The sequence below is a fragment of the Marinobacter maritimus genome (assembly GCF_007671675.1).
GTDB lineage: Bacteria > Pseudomonadota > Gammaproteobacteria > Pseudomonadales > Oleiphilaceae > Marinobacter > Marinobacter maritimus.
The window spans coordinates 500,950-523,602 of sequence record NZ_VCGW01000003.1 but is presented as its reverse complement, the minus strand read 5'-3'; the positions used below and the strand labels follow the sequence as shown (position 1 = coordinate 523,602).

Annotated in this window: 22 protein-coding genes; 16 read left to right on the top strand and 6 right to left on the bottom strand. The window is 55.0% G+C overall.

Features of this window, described 5'->3' with window-relative positions; all coding sequences use genetic code 11:
- Positions 1–179: 179 nt before the first annotated feature.
- Positions 180–542 (top strand): hypothetical protein, encoded by a 363-nt coding sequence (locus FFI90_RS14535; protein WP_144778774.1) that lies wholly within the window; start codon positions 180–182, stop codon positions 540–542.
- 39 nt (positions 543–581) lie between these two features.
- Here FFI90_RS14535 and FFI90_RS14530 read toward each other — a convergent pair whose 3' ends face one another.
- The 3 genes from FFI90_RS14530 to FFI90_RS14520 all read right to left on the bottom strand — a co-directional run bounded on the left by FFI90_RS14530 (position 582) and on the right by FFI90_RS14520 (position 4,470).
- Entirely contained in the window at positions 582–2,018 is a 1,437-nt protein-coding gene (locus FFI90_RS14530; RefSeq protein ID WP_144778773.1) for an OmpP1/FadL family transporter, read from the bottom strand.
- 121 nt (positions 2,019–2,139) lie between these two features.
- A complete protein-coding gene (locus FFI90_RS14525) occupies positions 2,140–3,261 on the bottom strand; it encodes a PilT/PilU family type 4a pilus ATPase (RefSeq protein WP_144778772.1) in 1,122 nt (373 codons plus the stop codon).
- Between the two features lie 174 nt (positions 3,262–3,435).
- Positions 3,436–4,470, bottom strand: a complete 1,035-nt coding sequence (locus FFI90_RS14520; RefSeq protein ID WP_144778771.1) for a type IV pilus twitching motility protein PilT — start codon at positions 4,468–4,470, stop codon at positions 3,436–3,438.
- Between the two features lie 152 nt (positions 4,471–4,622).
- Between FFI90_RS14520 and FFI90_RS14515 the strand changes: the two genes are divergently transcribed.
- The 10 genes from FFI90_RS14515 to FFI90_RS14470 all read left to right on the top strand — a co-directional run bounded on the left by FFI90_RS14515 (position 4,623) and on the right by FFI90_RS14470 (position 13,701).
- Positions 4,623–5,327, top strand: coding sequence for a YggS family pyridoxal phosphate-dependent enzyme (locus FFI90_RS14515; RefSeq protein WP_144778770.1), 705 nt, complete (start codon positions 4,623–4,625; stop codon positions 5,325–5,327).
- 62 nt (positions 5,328–5,389) lie between these two features.
- The gene (gene proC / locus FFI90_RS14510; RefSeq protein WP_144778769.1) at positions 5,390–6,223 is read left to right on the top strand and encodes a pyrroline-5-carboxylate reductase; all 834 of its coding nucleotides are present in this window, start codon (positions 5,390–5,392) and stop codon (positions 6,221–6,223) included.
- A 30-nt stretch (positions 6,224–6,253) separates the two neighbouring features.
- The gene (locus tag FFI90_RS14505) at positions 6,254–6,838 is read left to right on the top strand and encodes a YggT family protein (protein WP_144778768.1); all 585 of its coding nucleotides are present in this window, start codon (positions 6,254–6,256) and stop codon (positions 6,836–6,838) included.
- 266 nt (positions 6,839–7,104) lie between these two features.
- Positions 7,105–9,069 carry a dynamin family protein gene (locus FFI90_RS14500; protein ID WP_144778767.1) on the top strand — a complete coding sequence of 655 codons (1,965 nt, stop codon included), beginning with the start codon at positions 7,105–7,107 and terminating at the stop codon, positions 9,067–9,069.
- A 133-nt stretch (positions 9,070–9,202) separates the two neighbouring features.
- Positions 9,203–10,351 (top strand): homoserine O-succinyltransferase MetX, encoded by a 1,149-nt coding sequence (metX, locus tag FFI90_RS14495; protein WP_144778766.1) that lies wholly within the window; start codon positions 9,203–9,205, stop codon positions 10,349–10,351.
- Complete coding sequence (gene metW, locus FFI90_RS14490) at positions 10,348–10,953, top strand: methionine biosynthesis protein MetW (RefSeq protein WP_144778765.1); 606 nt, start codon at positions 10,348–10,350, stop codon at positions 10,951–10,953. Before metX ends, metW begins: the two co-directional genes overlap by 4 nt.
- Positions 10,950–11,408, top strand: coding sequence for a DUF4426 domain-containing protein (locus tag FFI90_RS14485; RefSeq protein ID WP_144778764.1), 459 nt, complete (start codon positions 10,950–10,952; stop codon positions 11,406–11,408). The genes metW and FFI90_RS14485 overlap by 4 nt, the downstream gene beginning before the upstream one ends.
- 7 nt (positions 11,409–11,415) lie before the next feature.
- A complete protein-coding gene (gene rdgB, locus FFI90_RS14480) occupies positions 11,416–12,015 on the top strand; it encodes an RdgB/HAM1 family non-canonical purine NTP pyrophosphatase (RefSeq protein WP_144778763.1) in 600 nt (199 codons plus the stop codon).
- Between the two features lie 4 nt (positions 12,016–12,019).
- Positions 12,020–13,168: a radical SAM family heme chaperone HemW gene (gene hemW, locus FFI90_RS14475; protein ID WP_144778762.1), complete on the top strand. Its 1,149-nt coding sequence runs from the start codon at positions 12,020–12,022 to the stop codon at positions 13,166–13,168.
- The gene (locus tag FFI90_RS14470) at positions 13,168–13,701 is read left to right on the top strand and encodes a hypothetical protein (protein WP_144778761.1); all 534 of its coding nucleotides are present in this window, start codon (positions 13,168–13,170) and stop codon (positions 13,699–13,701) included. Before hemW ends, FFI90_RS14470 begins: the two co-directional genes overlap by 1 nt.
- A gap of 7 nt (positions 13,702–13,708) precedes the next feature.
- Here FFI90_RS14470 and trmB read toward each other — a convergent pair whose 3' ends face one another.
- The 3 genes from trmB to FFI90_RS14455 all read right to left on the bottom strand — a co-directional run bounded on the left by trmB (position 13,709) and on the right by FFI90_RS14455 (position 16,399).
- Entirely contained in the window at positions 13,709–14,461 is a 753-nt protein-coding gene (gene trmB / locus FFI90_RS14465; RefSeq protein WP_144778760.1) for a tRNA (guanosine(46)-N7)-methyltransferase TrmB, read from the bottom strand.
- A 71-nt stretch (positions 14,462–14,532) separates the two neighbouring features.
- A complete protein-coding gene (locus FFI90_RS14460) occupies positions 14,533–16,059 on the bottom strand; it encodes a YifB family Mg chelatase-like AAA ATPase (protein ID WP_144778759.1) in 1,527 nt (508 codons plus the stop codon).
- Positions 16,060–16,144: 85 nt separating this feature from the next.
- Positions 16,145–16,399: an accessory factor UbiK family protein gene (locus FFI90_RS14455; RefSeq protein WP_144778758.1), complete on the bottom strand. Its 255-nt coding sequence runs from the start codon at positions 16,397–16,399 to the stop codon at positions 16,145–16,147.
- Between the two features lie 427 nt (positions 16,400–16,826).
- On the opposite strand from FFI90_RS14455, the gene glnK reads away from it, so the two are divergent.
- The 5 genes from glnK (at position 16,827) to FFI90_RS14430 (ending at position 22,649) form a co-directional block, all read left to right on the top strand.
- Entirely contained in the window at positions 16,827–17,165 is a 339-nt protein-coding gene (gene glnK, locus FFI90_RS14450) for a P-II family nitrogen regulator (RefSeq protein WP_071264623.1), read from the top strand.
- Positions 17,166–17,234: 69 nt separating this feature from the next.
- Positions 17,235–18,503 (top strand): ammonium transporter, encoded by a 1,269-nt coding sequence (locus FFI90_RS14445; RefSeq protein ID WP_144778757.1) that lies wholly within the window; start codon positions 17,235–17,237, stop codon positions 18,501–18,503.
- Between the two features lie 169 nt (positions 18,504–18,672).
- Positions 18,673–19,539, top strand: coding sequence for a DUF4123 domain-containing protein (locus FFI90_RS14440; RefSeq protein WP_186317995.1), 867 nt, complete (start codon positions 18,673–18,675; stop codon positions 19,537–19,539).
- Entirely contained in the window at positions 19,540–21,465 is a 1,926-nt protein-coding gene (locus tag FFI90_RS14435; protein WP_144778755.1) for an alpha/beta hydrolase, read from the top strand. It begins immediately after the preceding gene.
- The gene (locus FFI90_RS14430; protein ID WP_144778754.1) at positions 21,465–22,649 is read left to right on the top strand and encodes a WD40 repeat domain-containing protein; all 1,185 of its coding nucleotides are present in this window, start codon (positions 21,465–21,467) and stop codon (positions 22,647–22,649) included. The genes FFI90_RS14435 and FFI90_RS14430 overlap by 1 nt, the downstream gene beginning before the upstream one ends.
- The last annotated feature ends 4 nt before the right edge of the window (positions 22,650–22,653 follow it).

Genomic DNA, 22,653 nt, shown 5'->3' with positions numbered 1-22,653 from the left:
AAACACAGCGCCCTGTTTCTGTTCGTGTCCTATATGAACCGCACAGAAACAGGGCGTGTTTGTTATACAGTCTTTCACAAACCAGTGATTCCACTAATCATCCTGTACGGCACAAAACCTGCATTATTCGCAGGTCCGGGATAAAACCCGTTGCAGTGACACTGATGTGAGGCCTTTCCATGAATTCAATAACGAGCGAACGCAGCTGGTTGTTTGACCCTGACCTGCTAAAACTGGTTCACCAATGTCGGCGTCTGATTCAGTCCGAATTCGGGGTAAAACTCCATTACGACGAGGCCAACCTGGAGCAGCATTTGGCCGAATACGCCAGCAAAACCAGATCTCGTCAGCTGATTCATACCTGGAACGCATTGAAACAGAGGGTTCCGGAACTGAACGCGGCGGAAGGAGAGCCAAGTCAAGTGCTGAGGACGTATAGAGGGCAGCCGATCAGGGCGGGTAGACGCGAACGACAAACGGAAAAATCCGAGGAGGAGCCCCGGCCCAAGAAAAGAATTTATCGGGGACAAGTGGTCGGCTGATTCCGGAAATGGAATCAGCCCCAGGGCGAGAGCAGCGGATCAGAAAGCTTTACTGACCTGAATAGCGGCACTCCATGCCTCAAGATCGTACTCACCCTCGTAGAATGAGTTTGGATCCCTAGTGCTTGCAGCAGTGCCTCCCGAGGTCAGAACGTAGGATTTATCCAGCACTTTCGGGTCGTCGGTGAATAGCAAGGTGCCTACCGCAGCATCTACAGTCCAGCCGCTCTGAGCCGGTTTCCATTGCGCACCCAGCGTCAGCCAGTGACGGTCACTGGAAGGAATGCGTGCCGTAACATATTGATCAACCGGCGATTCATCCCAGGCATAGCCAGCTTTGAGTGCCCACTCAGGCGTTGCCTGCCAGATACCGCCCACGTTGAGTTGCCAGGTGTTTTTCCATTCTTCCGGAATATGAGTCAGTTGACCACTGCCAGGCTCGCCACCCGGGCTTTGACTGGTCAACGGCTTGCTGGAATCGCGCCCGTAAATGTCCAGAGACTCAAATCGACTCCAGCGGGAGTATGTCGCTCCTGCCAGAACCGTGAACTCATCTGTCAGGCGATGCCGGATACCGGCACTGATGCTTTCCGGGATTGCCAGCGGGACTCTGGCCGGCTCGGTCGAGTTGAGCGCCCCGACAGCTCCCAGGTTCGGATCCAGAGCCGCAACATTTGTGAACTTGGCATCGCCTTTAAGTTCCAGCTCAGTGCCTGTCTGCGCTTTCAGACCAATCTGAGTCTGGCTGTTCAATTCATACAGGAAGCCAACTTGAAAAGTGACGGCAACGTCATCACCCTCAATATCAGCATATCCCTGAGCTGGAGTTCCAGGAGCCACAGGAATGCTGTTTTGCTGGGCGCTGCCGAGAGTGCCCGAGTTATCCATAAATTTTGTAAGCTTACCTTCAACATACATGACGTTCAGACCCATCCCCATAGACAAACCCTGTCCGTTATTCAGGGAAATGGCTGGCGTAAATGAGAGCGCCGTCAGCTCAGTTTTGTCTGCGAAGAAGCGACCAACGAATTCGTCATCATAGTCGGCAGCCAGACCGTAAGGTGCGTGGATGCCGAAGCCCACATCAATCGAATCATTGATTTCGTGAGTCAGATAAATGTTTGGCAAAACTGCCGGATCTGCAATGTCACCACCAGTGGTACCCTGAACCTCGCTTTGGGGGAGGACGGACGGGAGCTGATTGTTTGCCCTGGCTCCGTTTTTTGCTTTGGCATCAATATCGAGAACAGCAGCACCAAAAGAAATATTCGTACCCTTTAGCTGACTCATGCCTGCAGGGTTAAAAAAAACAGTAGTCGCATTCTCGGGATTCGCGACAGCACCGGCGTTTGCAACGCCCATAGCGCTGGCGCTTTGTTCGTTGAGGGAAAAACCACCAGCAAAAACGCTGGCGGGGGCAGCAATTGCGGCCAATGTAGCCAGCCGAACAGCACGGGTAAGCAGTGTAGATTTCATGACAGCGGTATCTCCTTTATAGTTTGGGCCGAGTATACGCAGCCGCAGCCTGCCGCCTCAAATGCCAAAGCTACTAGTTTAAAACCCTAATCATTTACCGCTTTCGCTGGCAAAGACCCGATCAATCATCCTGAATCGTCAGCTTGTCGACAGAAGACGATAACTTGTCTGCCCCTTGGGCGTCCGTACCCAGCTTTATCATCAGGCGCAGGTCGTTAGCCGAATCGGCGTGGGCCAGCGCATCTTCGTAGGTTATAGAGCCTTCAGCGTAAAGCTCATACAGGGCCTGATCGAATGTCCGCATACCGGACTCGTTGGATTTCGCCATCAAACCCTTGAGCTTATGCACCTCACCCTTCCGGATCAGATCCGCTACCAGAGGTGTGTTAATAAGAACTTCAATAACAGCCTTACGGCCTTTTCCGTCCGGCGTCGGAATCAGTTGCTGCGCCACGATAGCCTTGAGGTTCAGGGACAGGTCCATCCAGATCTGATTGTGCTGCTCGGGCGGGAAAAACTGGATGATCCGGTCAAGCGCCTGGTTGGCGTTGTTTGCGTGCAGAGTTGCAAGGCAAAGGTGACCCGTCTCGGCAAACTGAACGGAGTATTCCATGGTCTGACGGGTACGCACCTCACCAATGAGGATGACGTCGGGCGCCTGTCGCAACGTGTTTTTCAGCGCCACTTCGAAGCTCTCGGTGTCAATTCCGACTTCCCGCTGCGTCACGATGCAGCCTTGGTGCTGATGCACAAATTCGATAGGGTCCTCAATGGAAATGATGTGGCCCCGGCTATTCCGATTCCGGTGCCCGAGCATCGCCGCCAAAGACGTTGATTTACCCGTACCCGTCGCACCCACAAACATGATGAGGCCGCGTTTGGTCATGGCCAGCTCTTTTATTATTTCTGGCAGCGACAGTTCGTCAATCTGAGGAATTTTAACTTCAATCCGCCGCAAAACCATGCCACACAGGTTGCGCTGGAAGAACGCACTCACCCGGAACCGTCCAATGCCGCGGGCGCTGATAGCGAAGTTACACTCATGAGAGTCTTCGAACTCGGCCTGCTGCTTTTCGTTCATGGCCCCGTATACAAACTCCCTCGTCTGTTCCGGCGTTAACGCGTTTTTCGTGACCGGCAGCACTTTGCCATTCACTTTCATGCTGGGCGGAACACCGGCCGTGATAAAGAGGTCTGACCCCCCTTTTTCTACCATCAGGCGAAGCAGTTTTTCGAATTCCATTATTGATTACCTACATTCTTTTTATATGACGACCCGATAAACGCCGGGGAGAGAGGTGACAAGCTGCGCCGGGACTGTCGGCAGCATGGATGCTGCCGACAAGCCTACAGGGACGTATTCTCGGAGTGTCCTGGCACAGTTTGGCCCCTCTCTCCTTCTCCCGAAAGCTCGAAATCAGAAATTGTCAGGCATTTTCGCCTTGGCCCGCGCAGCATCACGGGAAATCAGACCTTTCTGCAACAAGCGCTCAAGACACTGATCCAGCGTCTGCATGCCCAGCGACGCACCGGTCTGGATTGACGAGTACATCTGGGCAATTTTATCTTCACGAATCAGGTTACGAATCGCGGCGGTACCAATCATGATTTCATGGGCAGCGATCCGGCCACCGCCCATTTTTTTCATCAGTGTCTGGGAAACAACAGCCTGCAGCGATTCCGAAAGCATGGAGCGCACCATGGATTTTTCTTCTGCCGGGAACACGTCTACCACACGGTCAATGGTTTTTGCCGCTGAAGTGGTGTGCAGAGTGCCAAACACCAAGTGGCCGGTTTCCGCCGCAGTAAGCGCCAGACGGATGGTTTCCAGATCCCGCAGCTCACCAACCAGAATAATGTCGGGGTCTTCCCGCAACGCTGAGCGCAGAGCTTCGTTAAAGCCCAGCGTATCCCGATGCACTTCCCGCTGGTTAACCAGGCACTTCTTGGAGTCGTGCACGAATTCAATCGGGTCTTCTATGGTGAGAACGTGCTCATAGCGGGTATCGTTAATGTAATCAATCATTGCCGCCAGCGTGGTGGACTTGCCGGAACCCGTCGGCCCGGTGACCAGCACAAGCCCTCGCGGTACAGAGGACACATCCTTGAACACCTGGCCCATGCCCAGGTCTTCCATTGTCAGCACTTTCGAGGGAATAGTACGGAAAACAGCGCCAGCCCCGCGATTCTGGTTGAATGCGTTAACACGGAAGCGAGCGACACCCGGCACTTCAAAGGAAAAGTCAGTTTCCAGAAATTCCTCGTAGTCCTTGCGCTGCTTGTCGTTCATGATGTCGTATATCAGCCCGTGCACTTCTTTGTGCTCAAGGGGCGGAAGATTGATACGGCGAACATCACCGTCAACACGAATCATCGGTGGCAGGCCGGAGGAAAGATGCAAGTCAGACGCACCCTGTTTCGCCGAGAAGGCAAGCAGTTCAGTAATATCCATTGAAGTCCTCGGAAGGCTTTTCTTTTTTTACACAGGTAGCGTCTGCTCGGCACAACCCGGCTCTTACCATTTGGCGATCACTTGGCATTTCAGTGACCTGCGAGTAACGTGTTGGCAATTAACAGACAGACCAAACGCGACTATTTCATACTATGAGCAGCATAGCAGACAACCTCGGGAGCGTAACCCGACGCATACAAAAAGCAACAATGCAGGCAGGCCGAAAACCCGATTCTGTGAGCCTGTTGGCGGTCAGTAAAACACGGCCAGCAGAGGAGCTGAGAGAAGCAGTAGCTGGTGGCCAGCTGGCATTTGGCGAAAACTATCTTCAGGAAGCCCTGGACAAAATGGCCGAGCTCAGCGACCTGACCGAGATCGACTGGCACTTTATCGGCCCGATACAGTCCAACAAAACCCGGCAGATTGCCTCCGCTTTTTCCTGGGTGCACAGCGTGGATCGTCTGAAAGTGGCCCGGCGCCTGAGCGAACAGAGAGAAACAGGGTTGCCCCCATTGAATATTTGCCTTCAGGTCAATATTAACAATGAACATAGCAAATCCGGGTGCCAGCCAGATGAACTGCCAGAGCTGATTTCCGGGATAAGCCAGTTACCGGGGCTCAAACTCAGGGGGCTGATGGCCATCCCCGACCCGGAACAGGCTGAATCCGCCCTGCGAGTGAGCTTCCGCAAGCTTGCCAATACTCTGAAGGAGTTGCGGCGGGACTATCCGGAAGCAGGGCCACTGGATACTTTATCCATGGGGATGTCCGGCGATCTCGAAATGGCGATTGCAGAAGGCGCCACCTGGGTTCGTATTGGCACGGCCGTCTTTGGCGAACGCCCGCGCAAAAGCTGAATTGACCGGTTCCTGCTATTATCGGATCCGAATGTCTAACCGAATAACCGTTGGAGCAGACCTTGAGCAAATCACCAACCATTTCGTTTATCGGTGCCGGTAACATGGCCAGCGCCATCATTGGCGGCATGCTGGATAGCGGATTCAAAGCCAGCAATATATGGGCAAGCGCGCCAGACGACGGGCACCTGCAGTCCATTCGAAAGCGCTTTGGAATCAGTGTCACAACAGACAACCGGTACTGCGCTCAGCAGGCAGACATGGTTGTACTTGCGGTGAAACCTCAGGCAATGGCGGACGTTTGCCGCGATATAGCACCTATCGCCCAGAACACCCGGCCACTGATGGTATCGATTGCAGCGGGCCTGGGCGCCGACACGCTTGATGAATGGCTTGGCGGCGGTCTTCCGATCGTGCGGGTAATGCCCAACACCCCTTCCCTGGTCGGCAAGGGAGCTGCCGGGCTGTTTGCCAGCGAGAGCGTTACCAGCGCCCAGAAAAAAATGGTGCAGTCGGTTTTTGAAGGCATAGGCATTGCGGTGTGGGTTGAGGATGAAGCGCTACTTCATGGCGTAACGGCACTTTCGGGCAGCGGCCCGGCCTATTTCTTCCTGATGCTTGAGGCTCTTGAGGCGGCGGCAACTGACGCCGGCGTGAGCGCAGAAACCGCACGGCAGCTTGCCATTCAGACCATGGCAGGCGCGGCAGAAATGGCCGCCAAAAGCGAGCATGATCCAGCTCAGCTGAAGAAAAATGTAATGTCTCCGGGCGGTACCACAGAGCAGGCTGTCAATACGTTTGAAGAAGGCGAAATGCGCGCTCTGGTAAAGAAAGCGTATAACGCTGCGTACAAACGTTCAGAAGAAATGGCCAAAGAACTGGCAGGCAAAGAGTAAAACAGTCACTGACAACGGAGAAACGGCTACATGCTGGCAGACATCCTGATTACGATCCTGCTGATCGCGTCCACCTTTTATATGACGATTATACTGTTGCGTTTTTTGCTGCAACTGGCTCGGGCCGACTTCTATAACCCGATTTCCCAGTTTGCGGTGAAGGCCACCAACCCTTTGCTCAGACCCCTGCGCCGAGTCATTCCTGGCTGGGGCGGCATTGACGGCGCAGCGCTGGTTCTTGCCGTTCTTATTCAGGCGATCACTTTCTTCCTGATTCTTGTCGCGCTGAGCGGCGGCATTCCATCATTTAACCCACTCATACTTTTGGTTTGGGGCGCGGTTTCCGTACTGGACCTGATCGTCAAAATATACTTCTGGTCTGTTATCGCTGTTGTTGTCGTCAGCTGGATTGCACCAGGCAGCAGTCACCCAGCGATACAACTGGTTGCCCAGATCACAGAACCCGTCATGCGACCAGTGAGAAAACTGATGCCATCCATGGGCGGACTGGACCTGTCACCCATTATTGTTTTCCTGATCCTTAACGTGCTGTCTGTTGTTATTGACCATATGAAAGTCGCGGTCGGCCTAGGGGCGATTGGACTGGGACTGTAAACCACGTCACAAACAAACAATTTGTAACAGTTCTCCACAAAAAGCCCGAGCTACAAGCCGCATCTTCACTTCGTTGATTTTGCGGCTTTTTTCGTTCAAGTCATGTCAATAACAGCCACACACCTGCAAGCACTCAGCCGCAAAAACTCCAGGAACAAGCTAGTATTAACCGTAATTAATTAACTCATGCGTCACCATTTCGTCGCCACGTGGATCCCAGCAAATCTGCCCGGGGAACGCCAGAAGTCGTGTAGAAGGAAAATCCGATGAATCATCAGGGGCACCTGACTCAGCAGGTAGAGGCGTACCACAACTGGAAAAAAGAGCTGATCCGCCAGATTGGCCGTTACCGGTTATGGCTCCAGGATAACAACCTGTTCTCTGAAGACATCAGCACGCGGATCCGTCATGGCCTTGAGTTGTTGGTTGAGGACGAGCTCACCATTGCATTTGTGGGTGAGTACTCCCGTGGCAAAACAGAGCTGATAAACGCGCTGTTTTTCTCGGAGTTTGGGCAACGCATGCTGCCCTCCCAGGCCGGACGCACAACCATGTGCCCGACCGAGCTGTTTTTTGACCGCAGCGCCAACGAAAACTACCTGATGCTGCTCCCCATAGAGACTCGCACCGGTAACCTGTCATTACAGCAACTTCGCAAACAGCCCGAACGCTGGGTAAAGCACGACCTGGATGAGCGTGACCCTGAAATCATGCGTGAGATCCTGGGGGAAGTTGCCCGGGTTAAAAGTGTTGATACCGATCAGGCGCGAGCGCTCGGCTTTGATGAAGGCATGTTAGAGCATGACCGCAACAACCCGGGCAATGTTCTGGTTCCGGCCTGGCGCAATGCCCAAATCAGTATTCGTCACCCCCTGTTCGAACGCGGCCTGCGCATTCTTGACACCCCGGGCCTTAACGCCCTCGGTTCTGAACCAGAGCTCACCATCAGCATGCTGCCAAAAGCTCATGCCGTTATTTTTGTGCTCAGTGCAGATACCGGCGTTACCGCCAGCGACATGACCATCTGGAAAGAGCACATAGATACCGAAAATGCCGATCACCGCGCAGGGCGATTTGCGGTACTGAACAAAATCGATGTGTTGTGGGACGACCTTCAGGGCGAGAAGCACACCAACGAAGCCATCGAAAGAGTGCGTGGGTATACCGCGGACCACCTCGGCATCCGGCAGCAGGACGTAATACCCTTGTCCGCCAAACAGGGCCTGGTCGCCAGGGTCAGGAAAGACAACGATCTGTTTACGCGCTCCAACATTGGCAACCTGGAACAACTGATTATCCAGCGTATTCTCATGCACAAGGAACAGCTGATCACCCAAAGCCTGATCAATGACCTGCTGGGCATGCTGCAAAATAGCCAGGCGGTGATGCAGACCCGTCTCGAATCGCTCGAAGAAGAGTCCCAGGCTTGCTCCGGTACCACCATGGACAAGGCAGCCCTCGCCCGGCTGGCCGATCGCGCTCAGAAAGACTACGACTTCTACTACAAAAAGCTTATCACGCTGCGCTCAAGCCGCAGGCTGATGGGCTCTCAAGGTGACATGTTGCAAAGCCTGGTCGCCGAAGATCGCTTTGAGGCCCACGCCGGGAAGATCCGCAAAAGCATGTCGAAAAGCTGGACCACCGCAGGCATGAACAGGGCCATGGATCAGTTTTTTGAGCTTCTCGAGAGCGATTTCAGCAATCTGCTCAGCGAGGGCCGCCTTGCGGAGAAAATGGTAGGTTCCATCTACCGCCGATATAACGAGGATACCCGTGCCCGGCACCTGGAGCCTATTCCACTGCGTGCCGGCCGACATGTCATTGCGGTGAGAGAACTGCGCAAAAAAGCCCGGCGTTTCCGTGGCAGCCCCAAGAACCTCCTCACAGAGCAGTCCGTTCTGGTGCAGCGCTTTTTCAATGTGATGGTGAGCGAAGCCAGAACCCTGCATTCCCGAGTGCGCAGCGATGTGGAGCGCTGGCCTTCAGAAGCACTGCTACCAATCATGCAGTACTCCATGGAACAGAAACAATTGCTGGAGCATCAAATACGGCGCCTCCGGGATATGGTAAGAAACGATCGAGACGGTCGTTTCGAGCGTGAGCGGCTGGACAACACTATCAGCGATTTACGCCGGCAACTGGAATTAGCCGACGCTATGCAGCGCCAGATCCGCAAACCCGCGCCCACCCTGATCCAGCAAAAAGTGGTTAATATCTCCGGCGCTATCTAACCTCTCGCCGGCCACCACAGAGCCTGTCGGTTGCAGCCATGACGGCCCGCCTTTAAACTGCTTTGCTGATAGAGGTTTTACCCCTACCAGCAAAGCAGTCACTAACGGACCGATTCAGGAACCCTTCGCGCCGATGTCTGATCCCATACCTGTGGATTCTGTTGGGGTAGTCACCCCACAGACATACCATTTTGAAACACCGATAGTGCTGGCGTGCGAACAAGCACTGGAGCGCTATGATCTGGTTGTGGAGACTTATGGCGAACTCAATGCTGATCGCAGCAACGCTGTGCTCATATGCCATGCCCTGAGCGGAAACCATCATGCCGCCGGCTATCATTCCGTAGACGACCGCAAGCCAGGCTGGTGGGATACCTGCATCGGGCCGGGCAAGCCGGTCGATACCAATCGCTTCTTTGTTGTCAGCCTCAATAATCTGGGCGGATGCCATGGCAGCACCGGCCCCAACTCAACCAACCCCGCCACCGGCAAGCCGTATGGCCCGGACTTCCCGGTCATCACCGTTGGTGACTGGGTAAAAAGCCAGGCACTGCTGGCGGATCGTCTCGGGATTGACTGCTGGGCAGCCGTGGTGGGTGGTTCTCTGGGCGGCATGCAGGCGCTGCAGTGGAGCCTGGACTACCCGGATCGCCTGAAGCACGCAGTAGCCATCGCCTCCAGCCCCCGCCTGACCGCTCAGAACATCGCCTTTAACGAAGTGGCACGGCAGGCCATCACCTCAGACCGGGAATTCCACGACGGCCGATACTACGACTTCAACACCCTGCCCCGCCGCGGTCTTATGCTGGCCAGGATGGTCGGGCACATCACCTATCTCTCAGATGCCTCCATGGGCGAAAAGTTTGGCCGCGAGCTGAGAGATCAGGCCTACAAATTTGGTTACGACGCCGAGTTCCAGGTGGAAAGCTACCTCCGCTATCAGGGAGAACGCTTCTCGGAAGTGTTCGACGCCAACACGTATCTACTGATGACCCGGGCGCTGGATTATTTTGATCCTTCTTACGAGTTTGATGGCGACCTTTCCAAAGCCATGGCGAAAGCCAGCTGCGAGTTCCTGGTGTTGTCCTTCAGCACCGACTGGCGTTTTACGCCTGCCCGCTCTGAAGAGATGGTGAACGCCATGATCGCAGCCCGCAGAAAGGTCAGCTACGCAGAGATTGATGCGCCCTGGGGTCACGATGCGTTTCTGATTCCAACCCCGCGCTACACCGACATCTTCACTGCTTACATGGACCGGGTTGCCAGGGAGGTGGGCGCATGAGGGCGGATCTCGAAATCATCCAGCAATGGGTAAAGCCCGGCCATCACGTGCTGGATCTTGGCTGTGGCGACGGCACCCTGCTCGACTTCCTCAAGCGGGAACGCAATGCCAGCGGCTTTGGCCTGGAGATCAATCCGGACCATATAACCACCTGCATGAATCGTGGTGTCTCGGTGATTGAGCAAAACCTGGACACCCAGGGGCTGGACAACTTCGAAGACAACAGTTTTGATATTGTACTGATGACACAGGCACTGCAGGCCGTGCGACGGCCAGACAAGGTGCTGGATGAAATGCTGCGCCTTGGCGATGAAGGCATAGTCACCTTCCCCAACTTTGCACACTGGCGCCTGCGCTGGGGGCTGGCTCTCAGTGGTCGTATGCCCGAATCCGAGGCGCTTCCGTATAAATGGTATAACACGCCCAACATACGGCTATGCACCTTCAAGGATTTTGAGGCCTTGTGTCGCCAAAAAGGCATTCGAATCAAGAGTAGACGTGTGGTGGACGGTCAGCACCAGAACAATTGGTTGGCGCGCTTGTGGCCCAATTTGTTGGGAGAGATCGCGATTTACCGTATTACCCGGGAGAAACAGCAATGATAACCAACACTTTACATAGCATATTTACCTTAGCGGCAGTGGCTTTGTTCGCTGCTCTTATCAGCCTTCCTGCCCATGCCGAATCCGAGGACTTCGGGGACTATCAGGTGCACTGGAGCGTTTTGCCCAGCACCTTCCTGACACCCGAGACAGCCAAGGCCAATAATCTGCAGCGCAGCAAGGGGATTGGCATCGTCAACATTGCCATTATGCAGAAAAATGAGAGTGGCATTCTCAAGCCCGTTACCGGCCAGGTGGAAGGCAAGGCTTCAAACGACATACAACAGGTAAAGTTTCTGGCCTTCCGCAGAATACAGGAAGGCGATTCCGTGTACTTTATAGCCCAATACCAGTATTCATCCGGCGAACTGATGACGTTCAACGTGACCGCTCGCCCTTCCGGGCATAGCCAGGATCTGCCGGTACGATTCGCCCACACTCTTTTCAGCGACTGAGCGGACCATGCCCGAGCAACTTGTTATTGCCAGCAACAACAAAGGCAAAATCAGTGAATTTACCCAGCTACTTGCGCCACTGAGCCTGGTTCCAGTGTCCCAGGGCGAGCTGGGCGTTGGCGAAGCCGAAGAGCCGGCCGTTACCTTTGTAGAGAATGCCATCCTGAAAGCCCGTCACGCCGCCCGGGAAACCGGTTTGCCCGCACTGGCGGATGACAGTGGCCTGGCCGTGGACGCACTGAACGGCGCACCCGGAGTTCGCTCGGCACGTTACGCCGGCGCCGGCGCTTCCGATCTTGATAACCTGAACGCACTTCTGGATGCCATGGCCGATGTACCCGACAGTCAACGCGGTGCGCAATTTCACTGTGTGCTGGTGTATCTCCGGCACGCTGCGGATCCGACACCCATTATCTGCCACGGCCGCTGGCCCGGATCGATACTCAGGGCGCCGCAAGGTGATGGCGGCTTTGGTTATGACCCGATTTTTCTTTGCCCGGAAAAGAACTGCAGCGCCTCTGAACTGAGCAGGGAAGAAAAAAACTGCATAAGCCACCGGGGCCGGGCCCTGGCACTGCTGATGGAACAGCTTCGGGCGGAGATCTGAGCCGGTGACCACCCATACACCGGTGCCGGTCAAACCGCCACTAAGCCTGTATATCCATGTACCCTGGTGCGTGCGTAAATGCCCGTACTGCGATTTCAACTCCCACGCCATCCAGAATGACCTCCCGGAATCCGCTTACCTGAATGCTTTGCTCGAAGATCTGGATCAGGATCTTGAATTTGCATCAGGCCGTACGGTTGAAACGGTGTTTATCGGTGGAGGAACGCCATCATTGATGAGTGGTGACTTCTACCGGAAGCTTTTCAAGGGGCTCAGAGCGCGCCTGACATTTGCACCAGATGCAGAAATCACTCTGGAAGCCAACCCGGGCACCCTGGAGGAAGGTCGATTCGAAGCCTTCCGTGATACCGGCATTAATCGCTTGTCGATTGGCGTGCAGAGTTTCAATCCGGCGCACCTGAAAGCCCTTGGCCGCATTCACGACAGCACGGCAGCCCACAGGGCTATCGACGCCGCAAGAAAAGCCGGGTTTGATAACTTCAATCTGGATCTGATGCATGGCCTGCCCGGCCAGACCCCAGGCGAGGCCCTCGAAGATCTCAGAGCAGCCATGGGCCATGAACCACCACATTTGTCCTGGTATCAGCTGACCCTGGAGCCTAATACCGAATTCTACAGCCGGCCACCGGACTTGCCGGATGACGACCATCTCTGGGAGATCGCTCAACGCGGCGGCGAGTACCTTCAGCAGCAGGGTTTCAGCGACTATGAAGTGTCTGCTTGGTGCCGTGACGGCAAGGCATCACAGCATAACCTCAACTACTGGTCGTTCGGGGACTATATGGCGCTAGGTGCGGGAGGCCACGGAAAAATCAGCCTTCCAGACGGCACTATCTGGCGTTACTGGAAAACACGACAGCCAGATGCTTACCTGAACCGAGTCGGCAGCCGCACCGCCGGGCGCGAAAAAATCGACGCGAAGGAGCTCCCTCTGGAATTCCTCATGAATGCGCTCCGTCTGCGAAAAGGTGTGGATGAAAGCCTTTTTTTCGAACGCACGGGTTTACCCCTGACATCCGTTGCGGTACAACTTGAGAAACTGCGTGAAGATAAACTACTGATCAGTGGCCGGCTTCAGGCGACACCTTTGGGGCAAAGGTATCTGAACAGTCTGTTGGAGCGTTTTCTGTAATGGACACGGAAAAGGGATTAACGGCTTTACCCAAAAGCCTGAAAGCTTGCCTGATTGCGACCTTGGTTCTATTGGCGGCCTTGCTGCTGATCAATCAGCCCCTGAAAATGGGGTCGGCGCATCAGGGGATCGTCAGCTTCCAACTGGCCGGGAACGCCGAACAGGCCTTGGCTATCGTACAAAGCTGGGGAGATGAAGGGCTGCAACGGGCAAAGCTTTCCCTATGGCTAGACTTCCTGTTTATCCCCGTCTACTGCCTTACGCTGATACTGCTAACCCGACACTGCACTCTGGACAGGCCTGGCGTTCGCGAGCGCACGGCTGCGCGCTGGATCCGCGCACTGTTTGTAACCGCAGGCCTGGCCGATGTGACGGAGAACGTTCTGTTACTCAATAACCTGAACTCGCCCACAGACGCCATAAGTCTTGCCGCGGCAATCAGCGCGCTGGCCAAATTTACCGCTTTGACACTTGGCATCGCAGGATTGGTTATTGTCCGGGCAGCCCGGCGCCATCCATTGGCGCCGGGCTAGCGCACTATCAGTTAGTGCGGTGAAACAGTAAATCCCACACACCATGGCCCAGGTTCTCGCCACGTTTCTCGAACTTGGTAACCGGGCGATATTCCGGACGCGGTGAGTACTCGCCCTGCTCCTGGGTATTGGCAAACCCTTCGGACTCTCCCATCACTTCCATCATGTGCTCTGCGTAGTTTTCCCAGTCTGTCGCCAGATGCAGGATACCGCCTACTCTCAGCTTATGGCGGATACGCTGCACGAATTCAGGCTGCACAAGCCGGCGCTTGTGATGCTTCTTTTTGTGCCAGGGATCCGGGAAGAACACCATCACCTGATCCAGGCAAGCGTCTGGCAGGCATAAATCAATCACATCATTGGCATCTATATTGTAAACGCGGATGTTCTCAAGCCCACGATCTTCGATGTCCTTGAGCAAAGCACCTACGCCTGGCAGATGAACTTCCACACCAATAAAATCCTGCTCCGGTGCAGCTTCCGCCATATCCGCTAGCGAACGGCCCATGCCAAAACCGATTTCGAGGTTGAGCATGGCATCCCGGCCAAAGATCTGGCGCGGATCAATCATGCCATCTTCACGGCTAAGGCCAAACTTCGGCCAGCTGCGCTCATAAGCTTTCTTCTGGCCTTCCGTCATGCGCCCCTGACGCAACACAAAGCTACGAACACCACGGCGGGTGGTGATAGGCGAGTCGCTGGCCGTCTGTTTCGGTGCATTTTCGTCGCCAAGGTCGTGCGGTTCTTTCTGGTCAGTCATCTGCAATCCTTAACCCCAGGCTGCGGGTGTTGTGAATGGAGTTTGCGCACAGTTTACCAGAGTAGGAAGAATCAGGCGGATACCACAGAGTTCTTGCCGGTCTGGCGATCAAACTGTCGGTAGCCCAGTGCCTCCACCAGATGCGGCTGCGCAACCACATCCGACCCGTCAAGATCCGCCAGAGTGCGGGCAACGCGCAGTATCCGGTGCAGTGCCCGGGCGGACAATCCCAGCTTTTCCATAGCTCCCGAAAGCAGCTTTTCACCAGAACACTCAAGGCTGCAGGCTTCCTGCAACTCGCGACCGGACAAGGTGGCATTAACGCATCCGCGCCGGGCCTGGCGCTCTCTCGCATGCGCCACGCGCTCGCGCACGACGGAACTGGGTTCACCGTCACCGCCGGACTGCATCAGTACGTCACCACTTTGCACGGGCACTTCCACGTGCAGGTCAAACCGGTCCAGCAAGGGACCGGAAATTTTAGACCGGTAACGCATCACCTGCTGGGGCGTGCACTGGCACTCAATGCTCGGGTGCCCACTGTAGCCACACGGGCAGGGGTTCATGGCGCCAATGACCTGAAATCGTGCAGGGAAATTGACCTGACGCGCAGCTCGGCTGATCGAAATTTCTCCGGTTTCCATGGGCTCTCGCAACACTTCCAGAACTCGGCGCTCGAACTCCGGCAGCTCGTCGAGAAAAAGTACACCACGATGCGCCAGGGAAATTTCTCCGGGCCTGGGGCTGCTACCACCGCCCACCAGAGCGACCGCGGAGGCGGTGTGATGCGGGGATCTGAACGGAGGCTGGCGCCAGCCTCCTGCTCTTAGCGGTTGGCCGGCAACCGAATGCACACTGGCTACTTCCATGGCGTGTTCATCGCTCAGGTCTGGCAGAATTCCGGGCAGGCGGCTGGCCAGCATGCTCTTACCCGTTCCTGGCGGGCCGAAAAAAATCAGATTGTGCGCGCCCGCCGCCGCAACCTCCAGCGCCCTTCGCGGGACACTTTGGCCACGCACATCGGCCAGGTCCGGCATGCCGACAACAGCTGCAGATTCCGGTACGGCCCGGGGCACAGAAACCAGCCGGGCACGGCCGCACAAGTGCTCGCAGACCGCGAGTATATGACCAGCCGAGAGCACATCTTCCTGGCTGGCAAGGGCTGCTTCTTCGGCGTTGCCATTGGGTATCAACAAGCTCCGGCCTTCTCTACGCGCAGCCAGCACCGCAGGCAGAACACCTTTTAACGGGCGAAGCGCACCATCGAGAGAGAGCTCACCAAGAAATTCACAGGAAGACAGGCTTTCTGCAGGGATTTGCCCGGAGGCGGCAAGAATGCCCAGCGCAATAGGAAGATCGAAGCGACCGCCCTCTTTCGGCAGGTCGGCAGGCGCGAGGTTGATTGTTATTCGACGGGCAGGAAATTCAAACCCCGCATTCAGCAGAGCACTTCTGACGCGCTCCCGGCTTTCGCGCACGCCGGTTTCCGGCAGGCCGACAATAGTGAGGGCAGGAAGACCGCCTGAGAGGTGCACCTCAACGGTGACTTCGGGCGCGGAAACACCAATGCTGGCGCGGGAATGAACGACGGCAAGCATAACAACCTTCCATGGTTTGTGAGTATCAATATGGTGGCCGGGATAAGCCGACCGCCCCGGCGTCCTGCCGGGAAATTTTTCAGAGCTATTGAGCCTTCGAAGCCTTGTCCAGCTCAGCAACCCTTTTTTCCAACGCCTCTACCTTCTCGCGGGTTTTCATAAGCACCGCTTGCTGGGCATCAAATTCTTCACGGGTTACCAACTCCAGGCGCGACAGAACCGCCATAACCGTGGCGCGAGCCTGGGTTTCAAAGTCTTCCCGGGCTGCACGTGCCATATCCGGAACAAACTGCCCGAACTGCCCCTGTAGCTGCGCGAAAATATCCTGTGGACCTTTCACTCATCACCTCACTGATTAAAATAGCGTTCAGTTTCAACCAAAAGACCAGGCCAATGCCACGGCCCTGGATAGTGCAATAGAATAGCACCGTGGTCGGTTTGCAGGAGTGTATCACACCGCCAGCCCTGCCATACTAGGCACGGTGAACACTATAATAGCCCTGCTCACCCCCTGGCCTGCTCCGATCTGGCTCACGGGGTGACAAGGTGCTTCATTATGGTGCGTAAACTGGCGAGCCAATTTATACAAAATGGCCGCCAAAACAAACCAAAGCATTGATTAAAAAGTATTTTTTTGCGTTGGCATACCCGGTGCTAAAGCTTTTGCACGCAATCCGCACAATTGACGTGCGAAGCGGCAGCACCCCGAACTCAACAACTGGCCGGTGGGCTCTCACTGTTGAGACGGCTTTACCAAGGAGAAAGCAATGAAACTTGTGACAGCGATCATTAAGCCTTTCAAGCTGGATGATGTCCGCGAGGCACTATCCGAGATTGGCGTACAAGGCGTAACCGTCACTGAGGTCAAAGGCTTCGGTCGGCAGAAAGGCCACACAGAACTCTATCGTGGCGCGGAATATGTAGTGGATTTTCTGCCCAAAGTGAAGGTGGAAGTTGCCATTGGCGACAACCTGCTGGATCAGGTTATCGAATCCATCACCAAGGCCGCCAATACCGGCAAGATCGGTGATGGCAAGATTTTCGTGACCGAACTGCAACAGGCGATCCGGATCCGGACAGGCGAAACGGGCGAAGAAGCCGTCTGACCCTGCTCTGATTATTTAGCAGCTAACGCAAAAAAACCAATCTGAAGTGCCTCGTGCGGAGGGCCTCTCATGGAAAGCAATATTTTTCACCTGCAGTACGCAATAGACACCTTTTATTTTCTGATGTGCGGTGCATTAGTGATGTGGATGGCCGCAGGCTTTGCCATGCTCGAGTCCGGGCTGGTCCGGGCCAAAAACACCACGGAAATCCTCACTAAAAACGTCGCGCTCTATGCCGTCGCCTGCACCATGTATCTGGTATGTGGCTACGCCATCATGTACGACGGCTCCCTGTTACTGAACGGCATTGAGCAAACGGATGCCGCAGCGGTATTAGGGGATTTCGCCACCCGGGAAGATGGTTTCGAAGGCGGAGCGATATACTCCAGCGCGGCGGATTTCTTTTTCCAGGTGGTATTCGTAGCCACCGCCATGTCAATCGTATCCGGCGCTGTGGCTGAGCGCATGAAGCTCTGGGCATTCCTTGTCTTTGCGGTCGCCATGACTGGCGTCATCTACCCTTTGGAAGGCTCTTGGACCTGGGGCGGCAAGGACGTCTTCGGGCTTTATAACCTGGGCGATCTTGGTTTCAGCGACTTTGCCGGTTCCGGCATTGTTCACATGGCCGGTGCGGCCGCTGCACTTGCCGGCGTACTGTTGCTTGGGGCCCGGAAAGGCAAATACGGCCCCAACGGCGAAATCCGTGCCATCCCCGGTGCCAACCTGCCTCTGGCTGCGCTGGGCACCTTTATCCTTTGGATGGGATGGTTTGGCTTTAACGGTGGCTCGGTTCTGAAGCTTGGCGATATCGCTAGCGCCAACTCGGTTGCCATGGTATTCCTCAATACCAACGCAGCCGCCGCCGGCGGTGCTATAGCCGCGCTGATTACCGGGCGCTTGCTCTTCGGCAAAGCGGATCTGACCATGCTTCTCAACGGCGCCATTGCAGGCCTTGTGGTTATCACCGCCGAGCCCTCTACACCCAGTGCTTTGATCTCAACCCTCTGGGGTGGTCTGGGCGGCGTAGCCGTTGTATTCAGCATCATCTTCCTGGACAAACTGCGCATCGATGACCCTGTGGGCGCCATCTCGGCCCACGGTGTGTGTGGTTTTATCGGGCTGATGCTGGTTCCTGTCACTAACAGTGGCGCTAGCTTCAGCGGACAGTTGATTGGCGCTGCAACCATCTTCGGCTGGGTATTCCTTGCCAGTCTGCTGGTGTGGGGCATCATCAAAGCGGTAATGGGTGTACGTGTCAGCGAAGAAGAAGAGTACGAGGGCGTGGATCTGTCCGAGTGCGGCATGGAAGCCTATCCGGAGTTTGTCAGCAGCAAGTAACAATCTCTGTAGATGAACTGGAAGGGGTGCCTGGCTGGGCGCCCCTTCTCATTTTCAGGAGTCCTGTTTCTTGAAAGTGGTTTTGACAAGCCCCGGAAGGTGACAGTGTTTTCGGGTTCCGCTACTATCACACTGCATTTTGGTCATCTAAGGATAGATGAAGGCAGCCATGAAGGACTCCACAGCCCTGAGCCAGAAGGCTCACGCAACCACGTCGTTTTACCATCACAAAACCCCATCGAACGCAGATGCCGGCTGGTATCTGGTTGATCAGGCAAAACACCCTGAAGTGTTGCGCCTGCTGTTTGAGCACGACCCAGCACCCATTTACGACTTGCCGTATATCCATTCGGAATACCGTGAACAAGCCCATGATGGCCCTCTGATTATCCTGCCCACCACAAGCCAGAGTGAAAATTGGCTGCGTAACTGGCTGGCAGAAGGTAGGGCTCTGGCACTGCACGGCCCATTATTGACACTGGAAGACATTCGCGATCACTTTGTGAGCCTGAATACCGTTAGTGCTCCCCACGGTGACAGCCTTTTTCGTTATGCAGATCCAGCAACGTTTGGCAGCCTTGGGGCATCGCTTTCACCCTATCAGCGTTTGCGGGTGCTTGGTCCGTTAACCGCAATTCATGGGCACTATGCGGGCGCTAACTGGTCTCTTGTGACGAGTAAAGCCCAGGCTGTTTCGAACGAGTCAGATGAGCTGTGCTCGCAACCCCTTGTGCTAACCAAAGAGAATCTTGCTGCAGTGGAACGCTATCGCCGCCATCTTTTGGCAACGTCTCTTGCGCAAGGCAATGGGCTGGCTGATGACCTCGTTTCTTCCTGGTTCCAGCAGTTGATAGAGCTGAGTGCTCCGAATGAGCAAGCTTTGATAGAAGGAGCTGGACTTCTGGTAACGCAAGGCTTTACCAGAGTATTGAGCGAAGATGAACTTACGACGGTACGCAAGACCAGGCAAGGAGCCGATTGGTCAGACACACTGGAAACACTTGCAACACTGACGCATTCACAGGAGGGAACCTGAATGACACCCGCAAGCAACCTGCCCTTTTCACCCAGCTCAGCACCTCTGGGAGCCCATGGCGCGCCCATTTGCGCGCACGAAACAGCAAATGTGCGTCTACAACGCTCGGATAACCTCAGGCGCCCCAAGGCTTTTATCAACGCAGGCACGATCAAAGATGAGAGTGGCCATGTTGCAACGGTGGCACTGCAGGATGGCACAGAACATACGCCAGACAATGCCGAAGCTATCTTCACTCAACTCGTCACAGGCAACGCCAGATGGCACTGGCCGGAGGAGCCGGAGGGAGAACACCTGATAGGCTTCGATACCGTAAGCGAACAACGCCGCTTCGCCCCCGGCCATTACCTCGACGAGGGCGTAGACCTCACCGTTATTCAGGGCGAACGCAAAGCCAGGGTCATACACCTGCCGCCGCCGGTGATCATCAGCCTACGGGAGCCGGCGCCGGCATCGGGTGATTTACTAACAGACGAACAACTGGATTACTTCCGGGAAAACGGTAATAACGCGCTTATCTACATCCATGGCTACAACGTGTCCCATGGAGAGTGGGGGCGGTTCCTGAACCGCCAAGACAGTCAAAAACACTACGGCGGCCATGGGCCAGGCCCCAGAACCGCCTGGCACCCTAATAAGGCTACAGTTTGGCAGGACACGGAAGCCCTATCGGAGTTTACCGCCAGTCCACTGGAAGATGACGATGTGAATGGCACAGGCGCTCACAGCTGGGCCATTCACATGGAGTACCAGTTGAATCGCGCAGCGGGTTTTGACGGCAAGGACTGGATGCCTTACAGCCGAATCATCAACATTTCCTGGCCCGGCGATACGGGTTCCACCGACTTCATGCAAGCTGAGCTGAATGCTATGACAAGCGGGCGACGTTTGGCCCCGCTACTGCTGCAATTGGCGGATGCAGGCATTGCCATCAACCTGATCTCCCACTCCTTGGGCGCCCGGGTTGCGCTCACTGCCTTGAACATTGTGGGCACGATAGGGAGAAGCAACCTGGTCGACCACCTCTTTCTCTGGCAACCCGCCGTTGCCGACAACGCACTTACCAACAACAACAGCCGCGATGTACACCCTCTGGGGCTAGGGGTGTTTCCTTCCGCCCATAGCGCAGCCCGCAAAATTGTGGTGCTGCATTCCCGTGGCGACGGGATTCTTGGGCCAGAAAATGCCGACGACAGAGCCTGGTGGCAAAAGGCCCTGCACCACATTCAACCCTTGGCAATGACTGCCTGGACTCTGGCCAAGGCCGATGCCCCAATGGATGAAATACTCGGTAAACTGCACGGTGCTTATAACAAAAAATGGTGGTGCTTCCCGAGCTTTCTGGATAACGGCTTCGGGCCTGCCATTGAAAAGCTCTACAAGGATTACTTGCCCCTCACCTTTGAAGCCGGGAAAACGGCCCATCCTCAGCGCTCGGCGTATGTACCCGAAGCCGTCAAGAAAACCGTCCAAGCAAACTGGGACAGGCTCGAAAAAGACATTCTTGCCGAAGCTGATGCCTTGTGGCAGCCCTGCATAGATTGCTTGCGTAACGGCGAGCGGCCACCGGACTACACCCTGCTGGCGCCCCTGAACCACCGAGCCAGCGTAAGCCTGCAGATAGCCAAGGATTATGTTTTTCGTTTGAAGAAGCTTGCGGTGAATGGTTGGTTTCCGGAGCAATCGCCGAGGCCGGCGCTGGGGTATGTGGGGTTTGATGAGGTTGCTAATGAGGAGGCAACAGCATTTGACAAGTTCATCTTCGAGTCTTTGAATGACGGCAAGTTTATTCCTGCCAACCAGTCAAAGTGGCTTTTCATCCACTCAGGTATGAAAACCCCAACCCAAGAATTATTTGAAGAAATCTATCAACGGGAAATCATGCAAAACAGATTGTTGGCAAATTCAAAGTTTGGACGTTACTGATGAGCAAATTCAATTTACGGACGCTTTTGCTACTGGGGCTGATGTTGGCTGCTGGGTACGGTTTGTGGCAAGGCTATCACTCCTCCGGACCGATCATGAGCGCCTCTGTTTCCGAGAACGGGGCATTTGCCATCACCGCCCACAAGGATCAGAAGCTGATTCTTTGGGATTTAAAAAAACATCGCCGTAAAATTATCAGCCGCAACGCCAACATCTACAGCGCATACTTTATCAAACAGCAACCCACGTTTCTCTGGCAGGGTCTCGACAATGTTGTCACCGCTCAATCGGTAAACGGCGAGGTCCAAAAAGCTTTTGAGCTGGACAAACCCACCTATGGTCATTTTATGACCCAGGACCTCAACACCTATTACTACTCTGACATTGGTTGGGGCATATTTCGACGATCGGAAGATGGATCTACAGAAACACTGAAGGCAACCGATGGCAGAGCTTTTTTTGGATATCACAAACTTCTCAATCTCTCAATGGACGATTCGGAGCAATTGATGGTTTCTGCAGGGAGTGGCGAGCCTAAAGGGTTTGAACCACCTTACTATCGATCACTACAAGATGTTCTGGATCAGGGTGCAGAATACCGTTACCTTTACAGTGTTGCTTTATGGAACATCGAAGCCCGAAAACCGACTGCGAAACTGGATGGCAACTCCTCCAAAACCCATGCGACGCTCAGCCCCGATGGACAATGGGTTGTTAGTGCAGACGAAGCTGGAATCGGGCTGTTCTGGAACACTAATCAGCCGGATATGAAGCATCGATTATCGTCATACCACAGTGGCGTTTACCTTGATGATTCACCATACGAAACGGGTGACCTACGAAATTGGGACGATAGCGGCCTCATCGAAGCATCGGCAGGCCTCCATACCTTCACCATAGCCCTAGCCTTCATCCACAACAGCGAATACTACCTCCGCTTCGGCAACAACAGTCACATGGCCGCTCTATTCAAAACCGGTAGCCCCTGGCCCGTGAAATACTTTGATCTGGGCGAATCACCCAAACTGGTCACCTACGGCAGCCAATACTCCCGCAATACCGCCATCGCCACCTCACCCGAGGCCGGTATTCTGGCGATGGGGCATCAGTCTACCGGCGGTATCAGTGTGTATCAGTTTGATCCTGATCAGCTGACTCTGGAGCGAATCTGGGTCGTGGAGTAGGACG

Excerpts from the sequence above, each read along its gene's own strand:
- FFI90_RS14535 (WP_144778774.1), top strand. The coding sequence starts at position 180 with ATGAATTCAATAACGAGCGAACGCAGCTGGTTGTTTGACCCTGACCTG.
- FFI90_RS14530 (WP_144778773.1), bottom strand. The coding sequence starts at position 2,018 with ATGAAATCTACACTGCTTACCCGTGCTGTTCGGCTGGCTACATTGGCC.
- FFI90_RS14525 (WP_144778772.1), bottom strand. The coding sequence starts at position 3,261 with ATGGAATTCGAAAAACTGCTTCGCCTGATGGTAGAAAAAGGGGGGTCA.
- FFI90_RS14520 (WP_144778771.1), bottom strand. The coding sequence starts at position 4,470 with ATGGATATTACTGAACTGCTTGCCTTCTCGGCGAAACAGGGTGCGTCT.
- FFI90_RS14515 (WP_144778770.1), top strand. The coding sequence starts at position 4,623 with ATGAGCAGCATAGCAGACAACCTCGGGAGCGTAACCCGACGCATACAA.
- FFI90_RS14505 (WP_144778768.1), top strand. The coding sequence starts at position 6,254 with ATGCTGGCAGACATCCTGATTACGATCCTGCTGATCGCGTCCACCTTT.
- FFI90_RS14500 (WP_144778767.1), top strand. The coding sequence starts at position 7,105 with ATGAATCATCAGGGGCACCTGACTCAGCAGGTAGAGGCGTACCACAAC.
- metX (WP_144778766.1), top strand. The coding sequence starts at position 9,203 with ATGTCTGATCCCATACCTGTGGATTCTGTTGGGGTAGTCACCCCACAG.
- metW (WP_144778765.1), top strand. The coding sequence starts at position 10,348 with ATGAGGGCGGATCTCGAAATCATCCAGCAATGGGTAAAGCCCGGCCAT.
- FFI90_RS14485 (WP_144778764.1), top strand. The coding sequence starts at position 10,950 with ATGATAACCAACACTTTACATAGCATATTTACCTTAGCGGCAGTGGCT.
- rdgB (WP_144778763.1), top strand. The coding sequence starts at position 11,416 with ATGCCCGAGCAACTTGTTATTGCCAGCAACAACAAAGGCAAAATCAGT.
- FFI90_RS14470 (WP_144778761.1), top strand. The coding sequence starts at position 13,168 with ATGGACACGGAAAAGGGATTAACGGCTTTACCCAAAAGCCTGAAAGCT.
- trmB (WP_144778760.1), bottom strand. The coding sequence starts at position 14,461 with ATGACTGACCAGAAAGAACCGCACGACCTTGGCGACGAAAATGCACCG.
- FFI90_RS14460 (WP_144778759.1), bottom strand. The coding sequence starts at position 16,059 with ATGCTTGCCGTCGTTCATTCCCGCGCCAGCATTGGTGTTTCCGCGCCC.
- glnK (WP_071264623.1), top strand. The coding sequence starts at position 16,827 with ATGAAACTTGTGACAGCGATCATTAAGCCTTTCAAGCTGGATGATGTC.
- FFI90_RS14445 (WP_144778757.1), top strand. The coding sequence starts at position 17,235 with ATGGAAAGCAATATTTTTCACCTGCAGTACGCAATAGACACCTTTTAT.
- FFI90_RS14440 (WP_186317995.1), top strand. The coding sequence starts at position 18,673 with ATGAAGGACTCCACAGCCCTGAGCCAGAAGGCTCACGCAACCACGTCG.
- FFI90_RS14435 (WP_144778755.1), top strand. The coding sequence starts at position 19,540 with ATGACACCCGCAAGCAACCTGCCCTTTTCACCCAGCTCAGCACCTCTG.
- FFI90_RS14430 (WP_144778754.1), top strand. The coding sequence starts at position 21,465 with ATGAGCAAATTCAATTTACGGACGCTTTTGCTACTGGGGCTGATGTTG.